General features: G+C 70.4%; 19 protein-coding genes and 1 pseudogene. 10 read left to right on the top strand and 10 right to left on the bottom strand.

Annotation, left to right across the window (positions count from 1 at the left end):
* Nucleotides 1-16 precede the first annotated feature (16 nt).
* Nucleotides 17-943 carry an inositol monophosphatase family protein gene (locus ABD120_RS20385; protein WP_343951532.1) on the bottom strand — a complete coding sequence of 309 codons (927 nt, stop codon included), beginning with the start codon at nt 941-943 and terminating at the stop codon, nt 17-19.
* A 237-nt stretch (nt 944-1,180) separates the two neighbouring features.
* On the opposite strand from ABD120_RS20385, the gene ABD120_RS20380 reads away from it, so the two are divergent.
* The 5 genes from ABD120_RS20380 (at nt 1,181) to ABD120_RS20360 (ending at nt 5,173) form a co-directional block, all read left to right on the top strand.
* Nucleotides 1,181-2,407: a helix-turn-helix domain-containing protein gene (locus ABD120_RS20380; RefSeq protein WP_343951531.1), complete on the top strand. Its 1,227-nt coding sequence runs from the start codon at nt 1,181-1,183 to the stop codon at nt 2,405-2,407.
* Nucleotides 2,408-2,517: 110 nt separating this feature from the next.
* The gene (locus tag ABD120_RS20375) at nt 2,518-2,760 is read left to right on the top strand and encodes a hypothetical protein (RefSeq protein WP_343951530.1); all 243 of its coding nucleotides are present in this window, start codon (nt 2,518-2,520) and stop codon (nt 2,758-2,760) included.
* A 105-nt stretch (nt 2,761-2,865) separates the two neighbouring features.
* Nucleotides 2,866-3,696 (top strand): SAM-dependent methyltransferase, encoded by an 831-nt coding sequence (locus ABD120_RS20370; RefSeq protein WP_343951529.1) that lies wholly within the window; start codon nt 2,866-2,868, stop codon nt 3,694-3,696.
* Nucleotides 3,697-3,869: 173 nt separating this feature from the next.
* A complete protein-coding gene (locus ABD120_RS20365) occupies nt 3,870-4,049 on the top strand; it encodes a hypothetical protein (RefSeq protein ID WP_343951528.1) in 180 nt (59 codons plus the stop codon).
* 110 nt (nt 4,050-4,159) lie between these two features.
* Nucleotides 4,160-5,173: a hypothetical protein gene (locus ABD120_RS20360; RefSeq protein ID WP_343951527.1), complete on the top strand. Its 1,014-nt coding sequence runs from the start codon at nt 4,160-4,162 to the stop codon at nt 5,171-5,173.
* A 164-nt stretch (nt 5,174-5,337) separates the two neighbouring features.
* On the opposite strand, the gene ABD120_RS20355 is transcribed toward ABD120_RS20360, so the two are convergent.
* On the bottom strand, nt 5,338-7,053 hold the full coding sequence (locus tag ABD120_RS20355) for a right-handed parallel beta-helix repeat-containing protein (protein WP_343951526.1): 1,716 nt from the start codon (nt 7,051-7,053) through the stop codon (nt 5,338-5,340).
* Between the two features lie 86 nt (nt 7,054-7,139).
* Here ABD120_RS20355 and ABD120_RS20350 point away from each other — a divergent pair, with 86 nt between their 5' ends.
* On the top strand, nt 7,140-8,084 hold the full coding sequence (locus ABD120_RS20350; RefSeq protein ID WP_343951525.1) for a TetR/AcrR family transcriptional regulator: 945 nt from the start codon (nt 7,140-7,142) through the stop codon (nt 8,082-8,084).
* Complete coding sequence (locus ABD120_RS20345) at nt 8,081-8,524, top strand: nitroreductase family deazaflavin-dependent oxidoreductase (protein WP_343951524.1); 444 nt, start codon at nt 8,081-8,083, stop codon at nt 8,522-8,524. Before ABD120_RS20350 ends, ABD120_RS20345 begins: the two co-directional genes overlap by 4 nt.
* A 114-nt stretch (nt 8,525-8,638) precedes the next feature.
* On the opposite strand, the gene ABD120_RS20340 is transcribed toward ABD120_RS20345, so the two are convergent.
* The 6 genes from ABD120_RS20340 to ABD120_RS20315 form a co-directional block, all read right to left on the bottom strand.
* Complete coding sequence (locus ABD120_RS20340; protein ID WP_343951523.1) at nt 8,639-9,496, bottom strand: alpha/beta fold hydrolase; 858 nt, start codon at nt 9,494-9,496, stop codon at nt 8,639-8,641.
* A gap of 138 nt (nt 9,497-9,634) precedes the next feature.
* On the bottom strand, nt 9,635-10,375 hold the full coding sequence (locus ABD120_RS20335; protein WP_343951522.1) for a sugar isomerase domain-containing protein: 741 nt from the start codon (nt 10,373-10,375) through the stop codon (nt 9,635-9,637).
* Nucleotides 10,372-11,610: a hypothetical protein gene (locus ABD120_RS20330; protein WP_343951521.1), complete on the bottom strand. Its 1,239-nt coding sequence runs from the start codon at nt 11,608-11,610 to the stop codon at nt 10,372-10,374. The genes ABD120_RS20335 and ABD120_RS20330 overlap by 4 nt, the downstream gene beginning before the upstream one ends.
* A complete protein-coding gene (locus ABD120_RS20325; protein ID WP_343951520.1) occupies nt 11,607-12,620 on the bottom strand; it encodes a BadF/BadG/BcrA/BcrD ATPase family protein in 1,014 nt (337 codons plus the stop codon). The genes ABD120_RS20330 and ABD120_RS20325 overlap by 4 nt, the downstream gene beginning before the upstream one ends.
* A gap of 15 nt (nt 12,621-12,635) precedes the next feature.
* Nucleotides 12,636-13,709 (bottom strand): helix-turn-helix transcriptional regulator, encoded by a 1,074-nt coding sequence (locus tag ABD120_RS20320; protein WP_343951519.1) that lies wholly within the window; start codon nt 13,707-13,709, stop codon nt 12,636-12,638.
* Between the two features lie 9 nt (nt 13,710-13,718).
* The gene (locus tag ABD120_RS20315; RefSeq protein WP_343951518.1) at nt 13,719-14,561 is read right to left on the bottom strand and encodes a fumarylacetoacetate hydrolase family protein; all 843 of its coding nucleotides are present in this window, start codon (nt 14,559-14,561) and stop codon (nt 13,719-13,721) included.
* Nucleotides 14,562-14,678: 117 nt separating this feature from the next.
* Here ABD120_RS20315 and ABD120_RS20310 point away from each other — a divergent pair.
* A pseudogene (locus tag ABD120_RS20310) lies at nt 14,679-15,839 on the top strand (aspartate aminotransferase family protein); the annotation flags it as partial.
* Nucleotides 15,840-15,851: 12 nt separating this feature from the next.
* Here ABD120_RS20310 and ABD120_RS20305 read toward each other — a convergent pair.
* Nucleotides 15,852-16,871: an EamA family transporter gene (locus ABD120_RS20305; protein ID WP_343951517.1), complete on the bottom strand. Its 1,020-nt coding sequence runs from the start codon at nt 16,869-16,871 to the stop codon at nt 15,852-15,854.
* A 79-nt stretch (nt 16,872-16,950) separates the two neighbouring features.
* On the opposite strand from ABD120_RS20305, the gene ABD120_RS20300 reads away from it, so the two are divergent.
* The gene (locus tag ABD120_RS20300) at nt 16,951-17,730 is read left to right on the top strand and encodes a hypothetical protein (protein ID WP_343951516.1); all 780 of its coding nucleotides are present in this window, start codon (nt 16,951-16,953) and stop codon (nt 17,728-17,730) included.
* 179 nt (nt 17,731-17,909) lie between these two features.
* A complete protein-coding gene (locus ABD120_RS20295) occupies nt 17,910-20,006 on the top strand; it encodes a DUF7927 domain-containing protein (protein ID WP_343951515.1) in 2,097 nt (698 codons plus the stop codon).
* A 65-nt stretch (nt 20,007-20,071) separates the two neighbouring features.
* Here the strand turns inward: ABD120_RS20295 and ABD120_RS20290 are convergent, their stop codons facing one another.
* Nucleotides 20,072-21,361 (bottom strand): GTP cyclohydrolase IIa, encoded by a 1,290-nt coding sequence (locus ABD120_RS20290; RefSeq protein ID WP_343951514.1) that lies wholly within the window; start codon nt 21,359-21,361, stop codon nt 20,072-20,074.
* Between the last annotated feature and the right edge of the window lie 69 nt (nt 21,362-21,430).

Raw genomic sequence — 21,430 nt, 5'->3', positions numbered from 1 at the left:
GGGGCGCGGTTCGTGCTCAGTCGCGGAGACTGGTGAGGATTTCTCTCGCCAGGGGCAGGCCGGACGCGGCGACGAACTTGTACCGGTTGGCCATCGCCTTCGCGATGTCGGTCAGGGTGCCGAACCCGTACTCCATCGGAATGGCGTCGCCGCCGAGATCCAGGACCACACCCCCGGCCGCGTGCAGGATGTAGTGACCAGGGGCGAGATCCCAGGTGGCGAATCCCTTGGCGAACTCGACCATGGCGTCACTGAATCCGGCGGCGACATGGCATAGCCCGATGGAACCGAAGTCCACGCCGATCCGGCCCCGGCTTGAACCGTCTGTAGAGGGACGGCCAAGCGCTTCGACCAACCCGGTCTGCCCTGCCAGCGATGTGAAGCGCTCGGGCTTCATGAAGAAATTGGTGACCAGCGCCTCCGCCAGCGGGGCGGACCGGGTCAGCTCCAGAGAATGCGATGCGCCTTCCTGAGTGAAGACGAAGGCACGATCCACGCCGTCGTCGTCACGGGCGGCGACATAGATCTGCAGGTGATGGAAGATGTCGCCCACGACGGCGGCGATCGGGCGGGCGAGGCTGCGCGAATAGACCAGCACGTGGGTGTATCCACACAGCGCGCGAACCGCCATTTCGCTGGTGTCGAGCGGATCGACCAGGACGCAGAGGTCCGGGTCCGGATCGTCGCCGATCACCTCGGGGTCCGCTTCCTCTGACACGTATACGAAAGAGGGAAGAATCTCCGCCAGCAACCGGCGGTAGCGCTCGTGCATCGCCAGGTCGTACGCCGACAGGAAGTTGCTCGCATGTCGGACGTTGCGCCGCTCCGAACGGTCGCCCGACAGCGCCGCCTCGACGAGCTGCGGCCGCAACTCACGGATCACCGTCGCGACCAACCCGACGAGCTGCCGACCGATGCCGGAGAGGCAGGGCTGAGGTGTCATGGTGGCCTTCGCATCGTGGAGTTCGCCGGTGTTGGCGCCCTGTCAGATCGGGTCGGCGCCGTCGAGGTGAACGAGGAGGTCCGCAGGCAGTCGGCGGCGGCTCCCAGTGCTGAATGAATGAGAGCCGAAAGCGCGTTTTCGGTGCAGCCGAAAATCGGGCGTTCTGCTGAAGCCTTCGCATGAAGAGGCTCTGCGCCTTTAGCCTGAACTTGCGAAAGAATCAGGAGGTGCAGAGCCATGGCAAACGTTAACACGGAGCCGGGTGCGCGGCTCCGCGAGTTGCGTAAGCGGCGCGGACTCACCCAGGAAGATCTCGCTGAAATGGCGAATCTATCCGTTCCTGTCATAAAAAAGATCGAACAGGGCGGGACCGCCCGAATGGAAACCTTCCGGCAGATCGCGAAGGTACTCGGTGTCACCACCGTCTGGTTCGTCGCCGCCGGCCCGCCGCGTCCCACCGCAGACAACGGCGACGACACGGTTCTCGCGGCGATACGCTCTGCCATCACCCCGCCCATCGGCTTCGACGGCACCCCCATCCTCGGTACCGCCGACCACGACGACGTCGCGCTGTCCCGGCTCGTCGATGCCGCCGCCGCGGTCAACCGCGTCTACCACGCCGACCGATACGAAGACCTGGCATATCTGCTGCCCGCGCTCATCCGGTCCGCGAACTACCATGTCGCCCACCTCGACGGCGCCGAGCGGACGCAGGCCCGCAGAACACGCTCCGCCGTGCTCGCTCTCTCCGGCCGATACCTCATCCAGATCCGCGCTCACGACCTGGCACTGCTGACGCTTCAGGACGCGACGCGTGACGCCGTCGCCGCAGGCGACCAGGCCCTCGCCGCCTCAGCGATGTCCGGCCAGGCGTGGGCGATGCTGAGGCAAGGGCGCTTCGACGAGGTCGAACGACTCTGCTCAAGCGTCGCCGACCAGATCGAGCCGAGGATGTCCACTGCTACTCCCGACGAGCTCTCCGCATGGGGCTGGATGCTCATGCGGGCCAGTGCGGGGGCCATCCGCAACAACCGGTCCGGAGAAGCCGCTGAGTACCTCTCCCTGGCCAAGGCCGCCGGTGCCCGGCTCGGCCACGAGCACGCGCTCGGTGGGCAGAACACCTTTGGGCCGCTGACCGCCGCGCTTCAGGAGCCCGAGAACGCGATGATCGAGGGCCGCCCCGACAAGGCTCTGGAAGCAATGGACGCCCTCCCTCGCGACGTCGGCCGCACCGACTCCTCGACGTACAACCGGGCCCGCCTCGACAGAGCGCGAGCGCTGGTGCGGGTGGGCAACACCGAAAAGGCGACCGAGGTGATGACGCAGTTGCGGCGCCAGCACGGCGAATGGCTGCAGTACCAGCAGTCCGCCCGTGACGTAACAGAAGAAATCGTGCAAAGTAGAACACGGTCGCTATCCACCGACCAACGTGAACTCGTCGATTTCCTCGATCTCGACGAGTAGGAATACGCTCCGTATTCCTTACCGGCGCGGCGTGTCCGAATGGATGCGCCGCGTTTCTGTTGTCCGCTTGGTGCCGCAGCATACCTTCACGTCAGGCGGAGGTGTGGACAATGCATGTGGACAAGCCATTGCGCGAACTCGGGGCCTGGTTGCCCAGCCCGGCGGAGATACTCCAGGCCGAATATGTCGAGTGGGACATTTCACGTGAAGTAGACCCGGCCGGTCGCCACAGCGATTGGGTGGCCCGGTACTCGACCGAGCGTGACCGTGTGCACCGTGCCGCCGACATTCCGTCGCTGAGTGCGCTGCTGGCGAAGGACTCCGTGGAGAGCGAGGGCCTGCCGCCTCGGTAAGGGAGCGCTGAGCACACCGTGCCCAGCCGTCCACGACAAGTCGGGCTCGACGCACACCGCTTGCGACGCGCGCGTCGAGCCCTTGATCGGATCGAGGTCCGACCCATGACCAACATAGCCACAACAAGCCCTCCCGCCCACTGGATCCCGGGAGATCTCGCCCTACACCCGGCGCTGGACCGGAGCAGGCCCAATGCCGCTCGCGTCCACAACTGTCTGCTCGGGGAGAGGGACAATTCGCTCGCCGACCGGAGGGTCGCCGCGACGTTGGAGAAGTGCCTGCCGGGCCTGGCGGACGCCGCGTGGGCTGTTCGCCGCTTCGCGCTGGAGGCGGTGCGGACGGTGGCCGGGCTGGGCTTCGGCCTGTTCGTCGATCTCGGCTGCGGATACCCCCTCAGGGAGACCGTTCACGGGGCGGCCCTGGCGGGAGACCCGGGCGCCCGGGTCCTGTACGTGGACCACGACCCGGTGGTGGTCGCTCACGCCCGCGCCCTGCTCGCGGGCGGTGACGCCGTTCAGGTGATGCGGGCCGACGTGCGCGGCGACCTCGGCCGTGTCCTCGACCATCCCCGCGTCCGGCTGTGGATCGACTTCGGCGAGCCGGTCGTCGTCGTGATGGCGGCGCTGGCCGAGCACCTCACCGACGGCGAGCTGGCTGACGTCCTGGACACTCTGCTCGGCGAACTGCCCGGCGGCAGCGTACTGATCTTCACCCAGACCTGCGATAACGGCCTGGACGAGCGGAGAGTCGAGGCGGCCGCCGCCGCGTGCGGGGAAACCGGCGCTCCGCTGACGCTCCGGCCTGCGGACAGGGTCCGGGAATTGTTCTCCGACGGCCGGTGGAGCTGGGCGGAAGCGTCGTTCGAGGCCTTCCTCGCTCCCGGAGGGGTCACGTTCGTCGGCGGCATCGCCACTGTCTGCGGCAGGGCGTCGTGAACGGCCCTGATCTGGCGGTGGTGCCTGCCCAGCGGCCGTTCGGGGAGGAGCCGGCGAGGCCGCGATGCGGTGAGGACGACTGTCCGGCCCCGAGTTCGCCGCGGTCCTTTCGGGTGAAGTGGCAGGTCGGGGGCAACATGTGGAGGCTACGCTTCGGGCGGTTGCCTCGGGTCGTGCGGTCGAGTTGCCGCTGCCGGCCGGTGGAGTACGAGGAACTGGCCATCGGCGGCTTGCACTGGATCCGCCGTACCGACCGAACCGGCCCCGGCCACGTGGTCCACCTCAGCCCCGAGACCACGACCAGCAGAGTGAACGAACTGTGGAGCTTGATCATGTCCGGAGACGCGACCTGAGCGGGTGCTTCGAGAAGATCACTGGGGTGGCTCAGTCGCAACGGCGCTGGCAGCCGTGAGTATGTCGCTGGATTCAGAACGTGCGATCACGTTTCCCCTAATCTGTGGGGGTGCGCATGCTGATCGTCGTTCTGGCGCTTGGTTTGACCGCCTGCTCCGCAGGTGGATCCGGCGCTCGGAGCCAGTCGGCCTCACCGACGCCGGGCTGTCCGCCGCCGGCGCAGGCGCCAAGCCTGGCGCCCAAGGACGGCTGGCGGCTGGTCGCAGCCTTACCCGACGATAACCTCACGGACGTGGCGGTGTCGAAGGACGGGTCGGTGTGGACGGTGGGGAGCCGCCACCTGCACGGCGCTCCAGAAGTCGTGGACGGCTGCGAGTACAAGACGATCGCGGGCAATGAGGCAGTGGTCAAGCGCATGGATGCGGTCGGCTGGCGGGAGCTGCCCCTGCCTCGGTGTGCCGACAATCTGAGGCATCGCCTGGCCACGCGACCGCGGGCGATCGACGCTCTGGGACCCGACCAGATATGGGTGGCCGGTGACGGGCTACGTCTTTCGCACTGGGACGGCGGCCGCTGGTCCACCGTCCCAGTGCCCCGGATCAACCTGCGGGACGAGGTCAAGCCCAAGGTGGTCGGCCACGTCGGGGTCGACGACCTGCTGGTGCTCGGGCCACATGATGTCTGGATGAGTGCCACCGTCGTGACGTATGAAAAGGACGCCACCGAGGAAGTGCCGTTCCGCCGGGCCCTGCTCCTGCACTGGAACGGCTCCTCCTGGTGGTGGCAACTCGATCAGGAGGGCAGTCACCACGGGCAGCTCGCCGCTGACGCCGACGGCAACCTGCTGACGACTTCCGGGCTGGTGAGCATCACCGGGCGGCAGCGCAGGCCCATCGCCCTGCCAGTCGGCGAGCGAGCGCCCATGGTGAATGCGATCGCTTTCCGGCCGGGCACCCGCGATGCCTGGGCCGTGGGCGTGCTCTCCGGCTATGGAGAGGCAGACAGCTTCGCCGCCATCTGGACGAACGCCCCGAAGGGCTCCGCGCCCCACGAAGAGCCCGCACCGTCGCCGGTGATACCGACTCCGACCCCCTCGCCTTCACTTGCACAGCAGGACGAATGACGACGCCCAGCGGAACTCGGCGGTCATCAGTTCGACGGCTCCCACGCTGACGGGCCCGCGCCCTGCTCGGGGGAGATCGTGCGCAAGCCCGCTGACCGGCGCGGCTTCAACACCACGCCCGCCACGGCTGCGGGGGCGTTCCCGCTCGCCGTGGGGGCCGGTGATCATCGGTTGAGCAGGTGTGTGTAGCCGGGTTCCAGACCGGCCCGTGCGGTCATGTCCGCCGTACGGGCGTCGAGAGCGTCCGGGTCGGTGAGCGTGGTGTTGTCCTCCAGGGTGACGCCCTCGGGCGGCTCCGCGGCGCCGACCGGGTCGGCGTCCCACACGTTGCCCCGGAAGACGACGTGCTCCAGCGGCGGCGAGGTGAGCAGGATGGCCGTGTTGTCGCCGCGCCGCACGACGTTCCCCTCGACGGTCACCCAGGCGGCGCCGTAGTCGGTGTAGAGGCCGAAGTTGTACGGCGTGATCGTGTCGGTGATCACGTTGCCCTGGACGAGCGCGCCGTCGGCGTGCGAGGTGCCCTGCGGGCCCGACACGCGGATGCCGCCGCCGTCGGCCAGCTTCGACAGCGTGCGGACGGTCAGGTTGCGCAGCAGCTTGGCGCCCTCGCCCGGGCCGACCACGATGCCGCAGTGTGGGATGTCGTTGACCTGGTTGTGCGCGATCGTGGTGTCATGGCCGTCGGTCACCGCGATGCCGGGGCAGCCGGGGTAGTCGAGGCCGACGTGGTGGATCCAGTTGTTCTCGACGCGGGTGCCACGGGAGCCGCCGATCGCGACGCCGCTGCCGGAGACGTTCTCGAAGACGTTGCCCCGGACGAGGGCGCCGGTGCCGGCGGCGAACTCCAGTGCGGTGGCGCCGAGGGCGGTGAAGCGGCAGTCCACGACGGTGGCGTGTGTCGTGTCGGCGAACACGAGGCCGGCCGGGACGGTCTTCGTGTCCTTGGGGACGGTCACCCAGGCGTCCTCGCCGAAGACGACCTTCTCGATGGTGCCGCCCGCGTAGAAGTCGGTGCCGTGATAGTGCAGGAAGCCCTCGGGGCCGCTCGGGTGCAGCCAGGTGGCGTCGGCGAAGGTGATGCCACGGAAGGTGAGGTCGCGGGTGCCGGTGGCCTTGACCAGGGTCTCCAGTACGGAGGCGACGGCCGTGGTGTGTTCGGGGTGCTCGCCGGGGCGCGGGCGGTACAGCAGGACGTGCCTGCCGGGCTCGGTGCGGTCGAGGGTGAAGGTGCCGGGCTCGGTCAGGAAGGCGGCGGCGTTCTCCACGCGGGTGGGCAGGCCGAGGCCGTGGAACTCGACCTCCTCCCAGGGCACCACCGAGTTGTACAGGTCCGTGGCCCAGCCGAAGGCGGGCTGGGCCATGGTGATCGTGGTGGAGCGGTCGTCACCGGAGACGGCGGCGACCGGGCAGCGCGCCTCGGTCCAGGGGTAGACGCCGGTGTAGACGAACTCGATGTCGGCCTGGCCGGTCCACTGCTGCGGCTCGATGCTGTCCGTGACGTAACCTGTCTCGGTTTTCGTCACGTTTCCGGGGATGGCGTCGATCGAGGCCCGGGTCGCCCGGTGGCCGCCGACGGTGAGGTGGCGGGTGTCGAGGTCGCCCACCTCTGCCCGCCACACCCCGTCGAGCTCCCGCCAGCCGGTGATCCGCCGGCCGCCGCTGACGACGACCTCGCCCCGGCCCTGGTAGGTGGTCTCCGCATCTGCCTCGGTGAGCTCCAGGGAGCTGCCGAGGGTGTGAGTGCCTTCGTGCAGGATGACGGTGGCCGGGCCGTCCAGTTTCCTGGCGAGGTCTCTGGCGTGGTGGAGGGTGGCGACGGGGCGTTCGGGCGTGCCGGGGGCGGTGTCGTCGCCGGAGGGGGAGATGTGGATTTCGTTCATGTCACCTCGTTTATAGTGTAAACAGGACTGTACATAATAAACAGCGACTACGGTCGTTCGTCAAACGAAGGAAGGAGGGCTGAAAAATGGCCACCCAGGACGATCCGGATCACAGCGTCGAGTTGCTGTGGCGAGGCGTTGAGGAGCAGGAGAGGAAGGGGCTGAGTCTCCAGGCGATCGTGCGCGCGGCCGTGGAGATCGCCGACGCCGACGGCCTGGACGGCGTGTCGATGCGGCGGGTGAGTGAGCGGCTCGGCTTCACCACCATGTCCCTGTACCGCCACGTGCCGGGGAAGGCGCAGCTCATCGAGCTGATGTGCGACTTGGTCATGGCCGAGGTCACCACCGGGCGCCCGCCGGAGACGGCGGATGCCGAAGGGCGGCGGAGTGACTGGCGGGAGCGGCTGGAGCGGTGGGCGCGGCAGGGCTGGGCGCTCGCGGGGCGTCATCCCTGGCTGGCCGAGGTGCGCGGCACCAGGCACGTGCCGGGACCCCACTCCATCGCCGACTTCGATCACGCCCTGGGCGCGGTCGCCGGCACCGGCCTGCGGCCCGCCGAGATGGTCGCGGTCGTCGGTCTCGTCGGCCGGTTCGTGGACAGCGAGGCCGCCGGGGCGGCGGAGCGCGCGCGGGTGGAACGGCAGACGAGCCAGTCGGAGGAGGACTGGTGGGGTGCCAGGCAGTCTCTGTTCGACAGGCTCGACCGCTACCCCGTCCTGACCGCCGTCTGGGAGTCGGGCGGCTACGACGATCCCGAGGACTCCTTCGAGTTCGGCCTGGCCCGCGTGCTCGACGGTATCGAAGTACTCATCAAGGACCGTAACGAAAAGCGTGACGAAACTAGAGTCTGCGAGACGTGCGGCACGTTGTTGGACCCGACAGGCCCCGGCCGCCCCCGCGCCTACTGTTCGCAGGCGTGCCGGCAGCGCGCCTACCGAGAACGGCACACCACGTCGAGATCGGCCGACACCCCGGAGGAGCAAGCGGTGACAGGATCAGTTCGGCGACGGCTCGGGACGGAGCGGCCATGAGCGAGGTGCACGACAGCCCGACCGGATGGGTCGCGCGGCATATCCGCGAGTACGTGGAGTCGGGCGGCGAACGCGGGCATCGCAAGTGGGGTGTGAACACACTCCTGCTCACCGTGCGGGGGCGGGTGAGCGGCAAGCTCCGCCGTACCGCGTTGATCTACGGCGCGGACGGACCGGGCAGGTACGTCGTGGTGGGGTCCAACGGCGGCCTGGCAGCACATCCGGCCTGGTATCTCAACCTGCTCGCCGATCCGCAGGCCGACGTCCAGGTCGGCCAGGACGGTTTCCCCGCGCGGGCGGCGGAGGCCGACGGCGCCGACCGAGAGCGTCTGTGGCAGATGATGACGCGACTGTGGCCGCAGTACGACGTCTACCAAACCAAACTGCCCGACCGCCGGATTCCGGTGATCGTCCTGGAGAGGACCGGCACGCCCCCGTGAGCAGCTCGCCGGGAGCGGTCGCAAACGTCTGTGAACAACACAAGCTCACGCCGATACGCCCCGCGCCCGGACTTCCTGCAAGCCGTTTCGCCGAGGTGCTCCGAGGCCGCGATCTCAGCGAGACGCGACGGCGGCGATCGCGTCCGCCAGCGTGGCCGGTTGTGACAGGAACGGCGAGTGCGAGGAGTCGAGGTCGAAGACCTGGGTCGGGGTCGTCGAGATCGCGTCGATCTCCCGGATGAACCGACGTTGCACGTCGAGCGGGATGGCGTTGTCCTTCGCGCACGTGATGTAGGCGTGGGGGACGGCGCCGTAGCGTGCGGCCGTCACGGTCGGGCTCTCGGTGACGATCGCCAAAGGCGTGTCGGGGGTGAGCAGGCCGACGGCGGCGTCGGCGAGGCCGGGCTCGACGTCGTTGAAGAAGGTCTCGCGGATCAGCGCGTGCCGCTCCGGGTCGCCCACGTCGATGCGGAACGTGCCCACGGCGGCCGGGTCGGCGGCCAGGAGTGCGGGCACGCCGCCGCCGTCGTTCCCTGTGTCGGAAACTGTGTCGGAAACTGCGTCGGATTCGTAGGCGGTGGCAGGGAGGCCGGCGACCGGGGCGAAGGCCGCGAGGTACACGAGTGCGGCGAAGAGCGACGGCTCCTGTTCGGCCGCGGCGGTGGCGATGACCCCGCTCATGCTGTGGGCCACCACGACGCAGGGCTCGCCTCGGCCGATCTGCCTGATCTGCGCCAGGAGGGAGGCGGCGGCCGAGGCGATCGTGACGTCGGCCACCGAGGACCGCTCGGTGACGAAGGCGGCCGGATCGAACGGGCGGCTCCACCGGGAGGCGGGGGAGTGGGCGGCGAGGCCGTGGCCGTCCATGTCCACGGCGACCGACGGGACACCGCGCGCGGCGAGTTGCGGGGTGATCAGCGCCCAGCACCAGCTCGCATGCCAGGAACCGTGCACCAGAATGACGTTTCGCATGACGATCACTGTAAATTGGGTGATTTTCGGCATCCAGGGACTGGTTCCGGGCAGGTCGTGTCCTGGTTTTCGGGCAGGGGTTGGGGGTGCACGGGCGCCGAGTTCGGGCAGGCGGTGTGTGCGTGCCGGGTTACGGTCTCAGGCGTCTCCGAGACGGACGCGGGAGCCGTAGGCCGCCAGCAGGGCGGCGTTGTGGGCGTCGCCGCCCGGGGTGTTGGCCGATCGGTAGACCGGCGGGGTTTCGCCGTCGGCGAGGTAGCGGCCGACGACCTCCGCCACCAGGAGCTGGGCGGCCAGGGTGCCCGTCAGGTTGGAGATCGGGCAGATCGCGCCGCCGTCGGGCAGGGGGAGGGCGGCGTCGCCGTACGGGGCGCCGTTGTCGATGACCACGTCGGCCAGGTCGGCGAGCCGCGTGTCGGGGCCGGCGTGAGAGGCGTGGGCGCGGGAGGTGATCGCGATGACCGGGTGTCCGTTCTCGCCGGCCAGGCGGGCCATCTCGACGATCGCGGCGTTGCCGCCCGAGTTCGAGATGATCACGAAGACGTCCTGCGGGTCGATGTCCGCGAGGTCCCAGATCCGGGCCGCCAGTCCCGGTTGCCGCTCCACCTTCGGGTCGAGGATCTCCGCCGGTACGGCCTGGCCGTAATAGACCACGTCCCTGATGCCGAGTTGGTTGGCCGGGACCAGTCCGCCCGCCCGGCCGACCAGTTCCAGCGCCACCGAGCGCGAATGCCCGGTCCCGAACGCCTGGAGCACCCCGCCCGCGCGCAGCGACGTGTAGACCAGGTCGCCCGCCCGTCTGATCGCCTCCCACTGCTCCGTCGCGAGCCGCCACACCGCTCGGCCCGCCAGGTCGGCGAAGGCATCCTGATCGATCACGTTTCCTCCAGTAGGTGTCGTGCGGTCTCGACCAGCCGCTCGGCGCTCCCGGGAGCGACGGCGCTGGCCAGCACCTCGTACTCGGCGCGCGCGTACGCCTGCGCCGTGGGCAGGTAGCCGGGGTATCCGTTCACGTAGCCGAGCACCACGACCGGCCCCTGCCCTTCCTGGACGGCCTCGGCGACCCCCAGGAACGGCTCTCCCGGCAGTCCGACCACCCCCAGGGCACCGATCCGGGCCACGCCTACTTCAGCGGTGATCGTGGCTTCTGAGGGTGTTTCGGTGGGTCTGGCGCGGACGCCGTGCAGTCGGCTGAGGGCCAGCCGGGCGGCCACCGGGTCGTCCTTGACCCGCTCGTAGTCGGCGGCGAGCGCGTCGGCGTCGGCCGCCGGAACGGCCCGCGCCAGTTCGCGCCGGGCCCGCGCAAAGGTGACCCGGCCACCCGTCCGGACCGATGCTCGATCGTCCCAGCTGTCGCTCCACGCCGGTTCGCCGGGCCGGGTCAGGAGAGTGGCGCAGCGGCTCGCGACCAGGTCGGCGAGGCGGGTGAGTTCGCGGGCGTCCTGGCCCCGGCGGGTGAAACGGGTGCTGATGTCGCCGGCCGCGCCGGTGGCCACGACCACCCACGTGCCAGCGCCGAGCCGGGCCCGCAGCGCCTCGCGTACGGCTCCGACCAGGTCGGCGCTGACCAGGACGTTCGAGGCGGGCAGCACGGTCGGATGCACGGGCAGCACCACGACGACCCCGGCCAGGCCCGAATCGTCCCACACGGCGACCACGTCGAGCGGCACCGACGGGGACGCCTCCGGCCGGCTCCGGTCGGCGCCGACCCCGGTCAGCGTGCCCCGGTGCAGGGTGCCGTCGGAGGAGCGCTCGCCGTCCACAGCTCTGCGGACGGCGGCGCGCACCGCGCCGGACACCCGCTCCGTCCAGGCGGCCGGAGTGGCGCCACCGCCGGGTACGCAGCCGGTCTCCGGCCCTGCGTGCGTGTGACTGGCCGCAAGCCACACCTCGGCGTCGTCCACCGACGCGCGGACCCGCTCGGCCAGGTCGGCGTTGACGCAGATCAGGTCGGCCGTGGCCAGCGCGAAACGGCGCTCGCCGTCGAACCAGGTGACGACGGCGACCTGGAGCGGGTCGAGCGTCCCGGCCGACGGGCCCGGCCGGTCGATGTACCCGCCCAGTTCGGTGCCCTCCGGCACGGGCAGGTCCGCGTGGCCGTACCCGACCTTCATGAGACGACCGTCGCGAGGGACGTGTACGGCCCGAGGTCGGCTGCGGCGGCCAATCGGGCGGCCCCTGACAGGCTGTCGCCCGCCGCCGGACGGAGGGACGCCGCCGGAAGGCGGGCGCGCAACGCGGCCTCGAACCGGGTACGCAACAGTTCGCCGCGCAGCAGCCGCCCGGTCCACGCCACGGGCACCTCCTCGGGGAACGAGCGTGCGGCGGCGGCCACGGTGCCCGCCAGCTCCGTGGCCGCCGAGTCGGTGATCGAGTCGGCCGTGCCGTCGGTGGCGGCCAGCTCGATGACATGCGGGGCGAACCTGGCGATCCGCGCCACCGCGTCCGGGGCGAGGTAGAGGCGGGCGGGCAGGGTGGCGAGGTCTCCGAAGACCTCCTGAGCCCGCGCGGTGAGCGCCCCAGGGGCCTCCCGCCCGTCGAAGCCGCGCAGGGCCGCCTCCAGCCCCCGCCGCCCGATCCAGAACCCGCTTCCCGCGTCCCCGTAGAGAAACCCCCACCCGTCCACCTGCACCGGTCGCCCCCATTCGGAACGCCCGGCCACGGCATCGGTCGCAGGCGGGGTGCCAGCGGTGAGGGTGGCGGGTGTCCGAGCGGACGTTTCACCCGAAGCGGCGGATGTCCGAGGGGACCTTTCACCCGAAGTGGTGTGCGCCCGCGCAGGTGGGACGCCGAGGGCGATGGCGCCGGTTCCGGCCGCCAAAACCACGCCGGCGCCGGAGGGGAAGGCGCCCGCATGGGACGTCACCACGTCCGTCGTGACGATCACCCGCCGTGCGCGCCCCAGGAGGGCGCGGGCCAGCCGGATCGGGTCGTCCAGGACCGTGGTCAGCCCCAGGCAGACGGTGTCGACCCCGGGCGGCAGGTCGAGGCGCGACAGTACGGCCTCGACCGGCGGGCCTTCGGCGTACGACAGTCCGGGCAGTTCCCCGACCTCGGTGATGCGGCCGTGCACCGCCACGGCGAGGCGCAGGCCGGTCTGCCCGCCGTCGATCGCCACGTCCATGGGCTTCCACCTTAGTTACGGTCCAGTCCGAAATCTAGTCCGGCGGTACTCGGTCGGCGAACACCCCACGTGCCGCCGGAAGGCGATCCGCAGCGCCTTCGCGCTCGGATACCCCGTACTCGCCGCGATCGTGTCCACAGGCAGCACCGACGTGGTGAGCAGCCGCCGCGCGTGCCGCAGCCGCAACCCGGTCAGATGCCGCAGGAACGTCGTCCCCCGCTCCTCCGCGAACAGGTGCGAGATGTAGAACGGGCTCGCGCACACGGCCGAGGCCACATCCGCCAGCCGCAGCCCCGGATCGGTGTAGTGGTCGGCCAGGTACGCCTCCGCCAGCGCCAGGATGTCGCGGCGCGGCGGCACCGGCATCACCCTGCCGAGCGTCTCCTTCAGCCAGATGTGCAGGTGGGAGCGCTCGTGGATGTCACCGATGGTGACGATGTCCTCGATCGGCAGCCGGTTGCTGGTCTCCACCCAGTCGGTCGAGCCGTCGGCGAGCCTGGCCTGCCCGGCCACGTCCACGACGAACAGCAGTTGCCCGACGAGCCAGTTGCGCAACGTCCGAGGGTCCACGCCGGGCTCGCGGGCGCACCGATCCACCCAGCTCGCCAGCAACCCCGCCGCCCCCGTACGGTCCCCCGCCCGCACCCGCCGCGTCAGCTCCTGCTCGATCCGCAGCGGCGGCCCCCCGGTCCACCCGGCGGGCACCGCCTCGATGACCCGGTCGCCCCCGAGCACCAGCTTGAAGTCGTTGGCCCGCCGCGCCTCCCGCTCGGCCTCCACGGCCCCGGCGGCGGGCGGCCCGATGCTGACGGTGGCGGTCCAGGCGGTCTCGGCGACGATCCTCGCGCGCACCTCCTCGGCGAGTGTCGCCGCCTCGGTCGCCAGGGTGTCCGGGTCGGTGCCGACGAGCAGCATCAGCCACTCCTCGGGCGGCTCCGGCCGCCAGGTGGCGCCGGGCCGGACGGCCGTCGCCTCGGCCACGGCCCGCGCGACCCGCCGCACCTGCCCCTGCGCCCAGGGCTGCCCCTGTGCGCGTACGGTCGCCACGTAGTCGTCGAGGTCCACGAGCGCTGCGACAGCATAGGTCATGCACCTACTTTAGGCGGACCGAAATTTGACCGTATTAACGAGTGTGCCGACACCCTGAACGGTGGCCCGCATCGTGTCGCCGTCCTGCAGCGGCGCGATGCCGGCGATCGTGCCGGTGGCGATCAGGTCGCCCGGCATCAGCGTCATGCCGTCGGACAGGTCGGCGATGAGCCGGGGCAGCCCGAACACCATCTGCTTGGTGTTGGCCCGCTGCCTGACCTCGCCGTCCACCTCCAGGACGAGTTCCAGTGCCTGCGGGTCCGGCACCTCGTCCACGGTCGCGAGGTACGGCCCGGCGGGCGCGAAGGTGTCGAAGCCCTTGGACTGGTCCCAGGGCACGTTCCGGGCGATGTTGACCAGTTGGAGGTCGCGGGCGGTCATGTCGTTGATGACGGTGTAGCCCGCTACGGCCTCCAGCCACCGCTCCTCGGGCAGGTCGCGGGTGCGCCTGCCGATGACGACGGCCAGTTCCACCTCGTGTTCGAGGTGCCGGGTGCGGGCGGGCGCCTCGACGGGCCGGTTGTGGCCCGTGAGCGAGGAGGGCGGCTTGAAGAACAGCACCGGCTCCGGCGGCACCTCCATGCCGCTCTCCTCGGCGTGCGCGGCGTAGTTGAGCGCCAGGCAGCAGATCTTGGTGCAGGTGGCGACGGGCGGCTCGAACAGCACGGCGGCCTCGTCGAGGACGACCGGGCGGCCCGCGACCTCGTCGGTGAGCCGTTCCAGGCCGTGGGAGTCCAGCAGGGCGACGGGGTCGTCGGTGCCGAGATCGGCGAGGCTGACGAGCCCGCCGTCGCGGAGTGCGACCAGTTCGACGGGGGAGGAGGCGCTTCGTCTGATGCGTCCAAGGAACATGCCGCCAATCGCATCAAGCACGATAAATCGCGACAAGCACTGATATTTGCGTTGACGCCCCTCTTCTTGTTCTCTTGCCGGACCGCTCCTTGTCGGACGTCGAAATCCCGGCCTTTGATGGTCGCCATGACCCGCTCCCTGGACGTCAGCCGCGATCTCCACGCCACCGCCCTGCGCCACCTCGCCGGAGGCGTCTCCAGCGACGCCCGCCGTACCTCGGGCGTGCCCCTCTACGTCGACCGGGCCGAGGGCGCGCGCCTTTGGGACGTGGACGGCAACGTCTACCTCGACTTCGTCCTCGGCCAGGGCCCGGCACTGCTCGGTCACTGCCCGCCCGCCGTGGTCGAGGCCGTCTCGCGGCAGGTCGCCCGGGGCATCGTCTACTCGGCCCAGCACGAGGCCGAGGTACGGGTGGCCGAACGGCTCTGCTCGATGATCCCCTCGGCCGAGCGCGTGCGCTTCAACACCGTCGGCTCGGAGGCCGCCCACGCCGCCTGGCGGCTGGCCAGGGGGCACACCCGCAGGCCCAAGATCCTCAAGTTCGAGGGCCACTACCACGGCTGGCTCGACCCCGTCCTCTACAGCGTGCACCCGGCCGTGCACCTCGCCGGGCCCGCCGACTCCCCGGTCCCGGTCCCCGGCACCGCCGGGCAGCCGCAGGCCACAGACCTGGTCATCGCCCCCTGGAACGACCTGGACGCACTCACCGAGATCATGGCGGAACACGCGGGCGAGATCGCCGCCGTCGTGTGCGAGCCGGTGCTGTGCAACACCGGCGCCATCGAGCCACTGCCCGGCTTCCTGGAGGCCGTGCGCGCGCTGTGCGACGAGCACGGCAGCCTGCTGGTCTTCGACGAGATCATCACCGGCTTCCGGCTGGCGCCCGGCGGCGCGCAGGAGTACCTCGGCGTCACGCCCGACCTCGCGGTCTTCGGCAAGGCGATGGCGGGCGGCATGCAGGTCTCCGCACTCGTGGGACGGGCCGCCGTCATGGACACGATCTCCAGCGGCAAGGTCGCGCACGCGGGCACGTTCAACTCCCAGCCCGTCGGGATCGCCGCCGCCGAGGCCACCCTGCGCATCCTCGACGAGGACCGCGAGGAGGTCTACGGCACCTTGTACGCCAGGGGCCGCGCGCTCATGGCGGGCCTGCGCGAAGCGGCGGCCAAGGCGGGCGTGCCGATGCTGGTCGAGGGGCCGGGGCCGGTGTTCCAGACGTACTTCACCGACGCCGAGTCCGTGCGCGACTACCGCGACTTCGCCCGCACCGACCGCGCCCGGATGGCACTCCTACACGCGGCGCTCCTGGACCGGGGGGTCAACATGGTCCCCAGGGGGCTGTGGTTCCTGTCCACCGCCCATACCGAGGCCGACATCGCCGCCACCGTCGACGCCTTCGGCGACGCGCTGGCCGCCCTTCCGCTCGGTTGAGATCACCAGCGCGACGCCGACCAGGACGACCAGCCCGCCGACGGCGATCTGCGGGGTGATCGGCTCGGCCAGGATGAGCGCACCGAGCAGTACGGCGACGGCCGGGTTCACGTACGCGTACGTCGACACCAGGGAGATCGGGGCGTTGCCGAGCAGCCACGAGTACGCGGTGAACCCGACCAGCGACCCGACGAGCACGAGGTAGGCGAGCGCGATCCACGACCGGTCGGACGCTGCCGACAGGTCGAGCCGCTCACCCGCCACCGTGCCGGCGATCGCGAGGCCGATCCCTCCGGCGAACATCTCGACCATGCTGGTCGCGAGCGGGTTGCGCGGCATCGCGATCCGGCCGGACAGGAACGAGCCGATCGCCCACGACACGGAGCCGATGAGGACCACGACGATGCCGATGGTGCTGCCGCTCTCGCCGCCGGTCAGCGACAGCCCGGCCATACCCGCCAGGCCCACGAGCACGCCGGCGACTGTGAGCGGCTTGGGCCGGTCGCGCAGGGCGAACCTGAACACCACCAGCCACAGCGGCACGGAGGCGACCAGCAGCGCGGCCAGTCCCGTGGAGATGTACTGCTGGGCCACGGCCAGCAGGCCGTTGCCCGTGCTGAGCAGCAGGACGCCCATGGCGGCCGCGCCGACCAGTTCGCGCCGGGTCATCCGCAGCGCCGAGGGCCCGGAGCGGATGAGCAGGAAGGCGCCGAGCAGCGTGGCGGCGGTGATGAAGCGCATGGCGCCGCTCAGCATGGGCGGGATGGACTCGATGGCGACGGCGATGCCGATGTAGGTCGAGCCCCACACGACGTAGACGATGGCGAGCGCGCTCCAGACGAGCGGCGACGAACGACTGTCAGTCGCGTTCGGTCCCATGGCTGATGACAATAGCGGCGCATACCGACATTTCAGGAAGCGGGGGATATCGAAGGGCCGCGTCACTACACTCCCCGAAATGACGATCTTCGAGGAGCGGGTGGCCGCGCTGCGCACGGCCGCGCAGGACGGTGACGCCGAGGCCGCGCGGGAGTACGGACGGCTCCAGCTCTTCGAGTTCTACGAACAGGTGGAGAGCACCGGCGAACTGGTCTGGCCGGCCGAGCCCTGGCTGCGCGCCGCGGTCGCCGCCCGCCCCGACGACATGCTGGCCCGGGTGCTCCTGGGCAGCCTGCTGGTCACCCAAGTGGTGGAGCTGCGGGAGTCCCTGGTGTACCTGGAGTACTTCATCGGCGGATTCGGCGAGGAGACGCAGGAGGAGGCGAACGCACGGCGCGCGGAAGAAGCCGAGAGCCTGCTCAAGGGCATCCCGGAAACCGCCCCTGAGGCGGCCACCGCCGCCGCGTGCCTGGAGACGCTGAGGAAGACGCTCGCGGAGGAGGCGGAGGAGCGGCACGAGGACGACAGCGCGCCCTTCCCCTACGACTACCACCTGATCGAGACCGAGTCGTGGGGCGGCTCGGCGTACCTCGCGCTGAGACTGGTCGGGACCGACCCCGACGAACTGCGCTGGGCCTGCGGACGCTGGCTGGCCACCACAGACGGGTTCGGCCCGGAGACCCTGACGTCGTACTCCAGGGGCGAGAAGATCGGCGAGACGGCCATCGAGGTCGGCCCCGACCAGACCGTCGACTGGACCGGCGTGAGTTTCCCCGACCTGCCGGGTGTGCCGCTCCCGCCCGGCCACCCCGTCCCGCAGGCGCGGGTCTTCTACGGGTTCTCCGGCGAGGAGGGCTGAGTCGGGGCGCCGTACCCGGTGAAAAGTTGGCGCCCCCGTCCGAAGCGGTCGATCGGGGGCGTCCGAGTACATACCCCTGCAACAGCTCGGTCAATCTCTGATGTGACGACGTCCACGATTCGCGTTGTGTGTCGTGCCGTGCACGGTGTGCGGCCTACGTGGCGACTTACCGTCCGATCGTGAGAAGAATCATGGTGCTGCTGCTCGCGGCGGGGTTCGTGACGGGCGGCGCCGGCGAGAGCCGCGCCGCTGCCGGATCGCTCCTGCTCAGCGAGACCTTCAGCGGCTCAACGGTCACCGACCCCGGCTTTGTGCCACTCGACGACGCCTGCCTGACCGGCGCGGCAAGCCCGCCGCCGGCCGGCCAGTCCGCGCTCGGTCCGTGCACGGACCACCAGTTCGGCCCCGTGCCGCCCATCGGCGTCACGCCCGGCTACCTGCAGCTCACCGACGACCTCGGCGGCGCCACCGGCGGCGTGCTGTACAACCGCCCGTTGCCCGGCAACGGCGGCCTTGAGGTCACCTTCGAGCAGTACCAGTACGGCGGCACCGCCGCCGACGGCATCGCCTTCTTCCTCGTGGACGGGGCCGCCGAGCTGACGAGGACCGGCTCCTACGGCGGCGGCCTGGGCTACGCCCAGCGCACCACCGACCCGGGGGTCGCCCACGCCTATCTCGGGGTCGGCCTCGACGCCTACGGCAACTACGCCGTCGACTTCGAGGGCAGGGGTGCGGGCTGCCCCGACGACGAGAAGCCGCCGTCGGTCTACCAGGTCTACGACCGCCCGCCGAACAACGTGACCCTGCGGGGTCCGGGCAACGGCCTGAGCGGCTACTGCTACCTGGCGGGCACCGGCACCACGACGCCGATCGGCACCGACCCGGACGGCAACATCCTGTACGGCAGCACCCTGCCCGGCGAACTGCACGCGAGCACGCTGGACACCGCCAAGCGCACGGTCCGCGTCACGGTCTCCGCCGACGTACGGCCGACCGTCACCGTGGAGATCGACTTCGGCAGCGGCTTCCAGCAGGTGCTGACCAGGACGATGCCGCAGGACGCGCCGCGCACCTACAAGTTCGGCTGGGCGGCCTCCACCGGCTCCTCGACCGACGTGCACCTCATCCGGAACGTCGAGGTCAACTCGGTCGTCCCGCTGAACGCGGTCAACCTGGTCAAGCAGATCGACATGAGCACGCCGCAGCCGGACGTGTACGAGGTCGGCGACACCGTCCCGTACGAGTTCGTGGTCACCAACACCGGCACGCAGGCGCTGACCGGCGTCAGCGTCAGCGACCCGAAGGTCGGGCCGGTCACCTGCCCGAGGACCACCCTTGAGCCCAGCGGCGAGCCGGACGCCACGATGACGTGCACGGCCGAGTACGTGATCACCGCTGCGGACCTCGGCGGCGGCACGCTCACGAACACCGCCGTCGCCACCGCGACCGCGGGCGGATCCACGATCACCTCCAACGAGTCCTCGGTCACGATCGAGGTCGGCGGCGGGAGACTGCACCTGACCAAGACGGCCGACCGGGACGGCGACGAGGTCACCTACACGGTGACGGCGGAGAACACCGGCGACCGGGCCCTGCCCGACGCGCGGTTCGTCGACAACCTGAGCGGCGTCCTCGACGACGCCGACCTGGTCGGCCTGCCGGTCGCCACCTCCGGTACGGTCACCGTCACCGGCACGACGCTGACCTGGGAGGGCGCGCTGGCCGCCGGTGCGACGGCCACGATCACCTACACGGTCCGCATCAAGCCGAGCGGCGGCGACCGGGTGCTGCGGAACTCGGTCACCTCGACCACCCACGGCTCCAACTGCACCTCGACCGACGCGTGTGTCACCGTCATCAACCTCGGCGAGGGGCTGCTGCACCTGGCCAAGACCGCCTCGAAGCGGTACGTCAAGGCCGGTGACAAGATCACCTACCGGATCGTCGCGGTCAACGACGGCGACGCCGACCTGGTGAACGCCACGTTCACCGACGACCTGTCCGGTGACCTGGACGACGCGACGTACAACCACGACGCCACGGCGACCGTGGGCACGGTGACCTTCGCCAGCCCGCTGCTCACCTGGACGGGCACGTTGAAGCCCGGCGAGCGGGCCGTCGTCACCTACACGCTGACGGTGAACAAGGGCGGCGACGGCAGACTGCGCAACACGGTCACGACGCACGTGACGCCCAGCAACTGCCCGGCGGAGAACCCGCCTGCCCAGTGCACCGTCACGGTGTTCAAGTCGCAGAAGAAGAAGACCAAGCACTGACACCGACAAGGGTCCGCCGTCCTGGAAGGGGAAGGAGGACGGCGGACCCGGTTATCGGCGGACGTTCATCGCGGCCCTAGTTTCTCCACGATGAGCCGGTAGAGCTGACGCGGCCGGCCCGGCTGCGGAGTGCGGTTCGGCGGAAGCGGCCACGCGAGTCCCTCGTCAACCAGCGTGCGCAGCAACCGTCTGGCCGTACGCGGGGTGACGCCGAGCATTTTGCCCGCGCCCTCCGCGTCGACGACCGTGTCTCCACCCTCCAGCTTGGCAGCCAGCCTCGCCAGTACCTCCACGCCCTTCGGCTTGAGCGCGCCCGAACCCTGGGGCGGCATCCGTGGCGCCGGGATCAGTGCCCGGCCCTCGCGGTCCACGGTGAACCCCTGAGCCTGTTTACCGGCCTGAGTGCGCGCCAACGCCGCCCTGGCATGCGACTCCGCGTCGTGAGTCGTGCGCCCCATGCCTACGCCCACCTCGACCGCCAGCCCCAGTTCCTCGCGGATCCTGGCGGCGAACGGCAACACCCTGAACCCGTCGGTCGCCGTCGTGATCGAGCCCCTGGTAGCGGTCACCAGATAGGCGTGATCGTCGATCGGCCACACCGTGGCGTTGATCCGGTTGGCCTCCTGCACCAGCAATCGGTGCAGTGACAGGCGCAACTCGTCTCGCCAGTAGCGCGGCGCGGCCCGGCGTACGGGCTCGCGCAGCGTGGGCACCTCGACCAGCACCACCGTGAGCTGGGATTCCTCCAGCCGGTGGTGCGCGCCGAGCAGCGCCGCGGTGTGCAGGGCGGTGCGTACGGCTCCCGATGTCGGCCTGATCCGGATGACCGGGACGCCTGCGGTCTGCAGACGTTCGGCCACCGCGGGCAGGCAGGTCAGCGCGCCGCTCGTGGCGCCCTGACGGTGGAGCCGTTCGTGGTAGGCGGCGATCGTGCCGGTGGCTCCCGGCTCGTCGCGGCTGTGCACCTCTCCGGCCGCTATGCCGAGGTCGCTGTAGGCTTCCTCGACCTCGGGCCGCGACACCACGTCGACGCTGACCCGCTGGGGGTCGAAGCGTGGGTCGAGACCCGCTTTGGCCAGTGCGGCGACCAGTGCGGCGCCGCCGAGTTGCACATAGGTCGCCGGCATGGTGAGCACACCCGATCGCCGAGCCAGGTCGTAGGGGACCGGGCTGGCGAACAGACATGCGTCCACACCGGGACCGAGCCGTGTCACCTTGTCTGGTGCCTCCTGCTCATCGCGGTAGGCGGCCGCGACAAGGCGGCACGGTAGGGGCGCGGCGGCGTGCCCCATCAGCATGACCCGCTCGACCAGATCGTGCGGGCCGACCACGCCGATGGTCAGGTCCGGTGTCATGGCTCCAGGGCGTGACACTCGTTGAGTTTCTTCGGCCCTCTCGACCAATGTTCGTCCCATCCTGCCGTC

Origin of the sequence: Nonomuraea longicatena (assembly GCF_039525605.1) — a bacterium.
GTDB lineage: Bacteria > Actinomycetota > Actinomycetes > Streptosporangiales > Streptosporangiaceae > Nonomuraea > Nonomuraea longicatena.
The sequence above is the reverse complement of the archived record's forward strand: the minus strand, read 5'-3'. Positions and strand labels throughout refer to the sequence as shown.